A 3,754-nucleotide genomic window follows, 5' to 3' on the forward strand; every position below is an offset into this window, starting at 1 on the left:
TCCCTCTGGCTCATGAGATATCTTTTCTGCTCCATTCAGACCTCCTCAAGGTTCTCCTCAGAGGTCTATAGTGACTTAATACCTCCTACTATGACATTTTCATTTTGCAGATACCTATGACATTATCATCTTGCAACGACACATTCCCGATTTTCGTCTTGACACGCAACGAGGATGTGATATGCTTTTTTAAAGGTTAAGCCTTTTGTGCGGCATGCGGGGCCTTACGTGACTGACGGCTCCGAAATTGCGAGTGATCGTTATCCCGGGGAGAGAAAGGAGGAGCAAGAATGGCGACGAAGGGCAAGGTGACGATTCAGGGAAATCCGCTCACGCTCATCGGTCCCGAACTCAAGGTGGGGGACAAGGCTCCCGACTTTACGGTCCTCGATGCAGATCTCAAAGAAGTGGGCCTGAAGGATTTTACCGATAAGGTGAAGGTCATTAGCGTGACGCCCTCTCTCGATACCCCGGTCTGCGATATGCAGGCGAGGAGATTCAACGAGGAGGCGACGAAACTGCCGAAGACGGTTGGGGTATTCAATGTGAGCATGGACTTGCCCTTTGCGATTTCGAGGTTCTGTACGACCGCCGGGATTGACAGGGTTAAGGCCTATTCCGACCACAGGGACGCGTCTTTCGGAGCCGCCTATGGGGTCTTGATCAAGGAGCTGAGACTCCTCGCGCGTTCGGTCTTCGTTATAGGCAGAGATGACGTGATTCGGTACATAGAGATCGTGCCGGAGGTGACCGATCATCCTGATTATGATAAGGCCATCGAGGCGGTGAAGAGGGTTTCTTCTTAATCGATCTGAATTCCTAATCGGCCGGAACGGATCGAGAGCATACACAAACTCAAAACCAGAAGGAGGAGAGACATGCCGTACACAGCAAAGGACTATGGGAAATTAATCGGAATGGAAGGATTCAGCGAGACACTCCTGAAGAATCACTTTACCCTTTATCAGGGATATGTGACGAACACGAATAAAGTGATCGATACCCTTGACCAGATGCTGAAGGAAGGAAAGACCGCTACGCCGGAGTTCGCGGAGTTGAAGAGGAGGCTTGGCTGGGAGTTCAACGGGATGAGGCTCCACGAATACTATTTTGAAAATCTCGGCGGGAAGGGCGGCATCGGCAAGGACGGCAAGCTCGTAAAGAAGATGGCTGAAAACTTCGGGGGCTATGAGGGCTGGGAGAAGGACTTCAGGGCTGTGGGAGCCATGCGGGGTATCGGGTGGGCTGTCTGTTATCAAGACAGTGCCGACGGAAGACTGCTGAATTTCTGGATTAACGAGCATGATGTTGCGCACCCTGCCGGTTGCAAGCCTCTCCTGATCATGGATGTCTTTGAGCATGCCTTTATGCTCGACTACGGTCTCAAGAGGGCCGATTACATCGAGGCATTCTTTAAGAATATCAACTGGGCCGCAGCTGAAGCAAGAACGAAATAAGGCGGAACGCGAGGTGGTATATGGCGAAGAAGGCGACAGAGAACACCGAGGAGTTATTGAAAATTCTCAGGGAGTGGGAGGCGATAGAGGATAAGACGATCGCGAGCGCGGACGGATTGATTCGCAAGGCGAACAATCTTCTCGTGAAGACGACGATGGAGATGATAAAGCACGATTCGGGAAAACATAAGGTGATGCTCCAGACGATCATCGATAACATGACAAAGGAAGCCGTTCATCTCAGTCCTGATGAACTCGCTCCGCTCTCCGCATTGCTTAATAAGCATATGGAGGTCGAGGCTCAATCGATCGCCCTCGCGAACGACGCGCTCAAGAAGAGCGAACTCTCGCTCACGCGGTATATTCTTTCCGCACTTCTTGACGACGAGACGAAGCATCATAACCAGCTTCATGCGCTGAACGAGGAATTGAAGAAGGGTACGATCTTCGTGACGTAGACTGATTCTGAAGGAGGCTTTCTGTGAGGCCGGACACGATCTGATGCCGTGTCCGGCCTTTTTCTGAATTGCCGATTTGCGCAGACTGTCCTTGACAACCACAACTCGTGAATCCTTTTCATGTACCTCTTGACAACCTGTACCGATATGATAGGATAAAGCTATAAAGATCAGTATCACTATAGAATCATTCTATAGTGAGTACGAAAGGAGGTGAGAAGGGATGAAGAAGGGTCTCGACAAGAAGGCTCTCGACAAAGAGGCTGCCTTTTGGGGTAGCAGGAAGAAGGTCTTGGATAGTCCCCGTAAGGCATGCCACAAGTGAAAGAGTTGAAAGAGCTGAAGTTGCCGGTCGGCAACGAAATCGGTAAGACAGGTATGGCAGGGAGCGTACCGCACAACGGCGACCCTGCCATATTTGTGTCGCCTGTCTTTCGTCTGTATTTGGGTCGCTGGGAGGAGTCATGTCAATAACAGAGTCTCACGATTTTTTTATCCAGTGGCATCTTACGGAACGGTGTAACCTTCGGTGTAAACACTGCTACCAGTCGGACGAGAGGCCCGAAGAAATCACCCTGAAGGAAGCGAGGGATGTCGTGAGCGAGGTCGCTGATATGCTCGAGGCATGGTCTGAGGCATATGAAATCGGCTTCTCTGCCAGCTTCAATATTACGGGCGGTGAACCCCTCCTCAGGAAAGACCTCTTTCCTATCCTTGAGGAGGTAGGAAAGCGAGGATTCGAGATCTATCTCCTTTCTAACGGCATTCTCGTTGACAGGGGAAAGGCGCGAGGCCTCTCGGAGCTTGGGGTGAAGGGAGTTCAGGTGAGTATCGAGGGGCCTGAGGAGATCCACGAGAGCATAAGGGGCAAGGGCAGTTTCTCTTCGTCCCTGAAGGGGGTCCGGCATCTCCTCGAGGCGGGGTTGACGGTAACGCTGAACACAACGCTCTCCGAGATGAATGCAGATTACTTTATGGATATGGTCGAATTGTCGACTTCACTCGGTGTCCAGAAGCTCGGTTTTTCGAGACTCGTTCCTTCGGGCAGGGGGTACGGTCTGCTGGACAAGATGATCGAAAAGGAAAAGGTGAGGCGGCTTTATGAAGAGATCTCTTCCCTGAAGCCGGAAGGACTTACAATCGTCACGGGCGACCCTGTCGCGTCTCAGATGGATTCACCCGTTGAGGAAGGCGATACCGATTCGATCCCGTTCGGAGGCTGTTCAGCCGGCGTCTCGGGACTGACTCTCCTTCCCGACGGGACGATTACGCCGTGCAGGCGACTGCCTATTCCACTCGGTAATGTCCGAAAGGATTCTTTACGCGAGGTCTGGGCAGGATCGGAGGTTCTGGAGGCGCTGAGAGACAAGAAGAAGTACAAGGGGAAATGCGGACGCTGTAAACGGTGGTCGGGCTGCAGGGGATGCAGGGCGATAGCCTATGCATTCGCTCGATCAAGGGGAGACGATGATTTCCTCGCAGAGGACCCGCAGTGTTTCATCGGGGAGTAGCGGTTGGCCGGTCTCCTTGCTCTGGCAGCGATTATTTTCTGGCCTGTCGTGCCCCTTTTCTGGATCCCCATTCACTGCCGCACTAATTTCTTTAGGAAACTCGGTCTTCTTAGCTACATCCTGCCCTTGATCACCTGGCTCCCCCTCGCTTGCCTTATTTACTCACAGAGGGTTTTCCTTCTCCACGACAAATTGATTTTTCCCGCGCCGCTAAAGTTTGCGGGCGTGTTCATCCTTCTTGCGGGAACAGCCCTTCACGTCTGGACGGCGAGACTTCTCGGAATAGGGATTATCGGCGTACCGGAAATTACAAACGAAGTCAAGGCAA

5 protein-coding genes are annotated in these 3,754 nt (G+C 52.1%); all 5 read left to right on the forward strand.

Annotated elements, in window-relative coordinates; genetic code table 11:
- The first annotated feature begins 290 nt into the window (after positions 1–290).
- A complete protein-coding gene (gene tpx, locus VEI96_12310; protein ID HXX58777.1) occupies positions 291–806 on the forward strand; it encodes a thiol peroxidase in 516 nt (171 codons plus the stop codon).
- A gap of 72 nt (positions 807–878) precedes the next feature.
- Positions 879–1,457, forward strand: a complete 579-nt coding sequence (locus tag VEI96_12315; protein ID HXX58778.1) for a Fe-Mn family superoxide dismutase — start codon at positions 879–881, stop codon at positions 1,455–1,457.
- Between the two features lie 20 nt (positions 1,458–1,477).
- On the forward strand, positions 1,478–1,915 hold the full coding sequence (locus tag VEI96_12320) for a hypothetical protein (GenBank protein ID HXX58779.1): 438 nt from the start codon (positions 1,478–1,480) through the stop codon (positions 1,913–1,915).
- Between the two features lie 464 nt (positions 1,916–2,379).
- Positions 2,380–3,426 carry a radical SAM protein gene (locus VEI96_12325; protein ID HXX58780.1) on the forward strand — a complete coding sequence of 349 codons (1,047 nt, stop codon included), beginning with the start codon at positions 2,380–2,382 and terminating at the stop codon, positions 3,424–3,426.
- 3 nt (positions 3,427–3,429) lie between these two features.
- On the forward strand, positions 3,430–3,754 hold a 325-nt coding region (locus tag VEI96_12330), incomplete at its 3' end, for a hypothetical protein (protein HXX58781.1).

The organism is Thermodesulfovibrionales bacterium (genome assembly GCA_035622735.1).
In the GTDB taxonomy this organism is placed as follows: domain Bacteria; phylum Nitrospirota; class Thermodesulfovibrionia; order Thermodesulfovibrionales; family UBA9159; genus DASPUT01.

What these genes read in the sequence shown, in the direction of transcription:
- VEI96_12315 (HXX58778.1), top strand. Translation starts at nt 879, where the DNA reads ATGCCGTACACAGCAAAGGACTATGGGAAATTAATCGGAATGGAAGGA.
- VEI96_12320 (HXX58779.1), top strand. Translation starts at nt 1,478, where the DNA reads ATGGCGAAGAAGGCGACAGAGAACACCGAGGAGTTATTGAAAATTCTC.
- VEI96_12325 (HXX58780.1), top strand. Translation starts at nt 2,380, where the DNA reads ATGTCAATAACAGAGTCTCACGATTTTTTTATCCAGTGGCATCTTACG.
- tpx (HXX58777.1), top strand. Translation starts at nt 291, where the DNA reads ATGGCGACGAAGGGCAAGGTGACGATTCAGGGAAATCCGCTCACGCTC.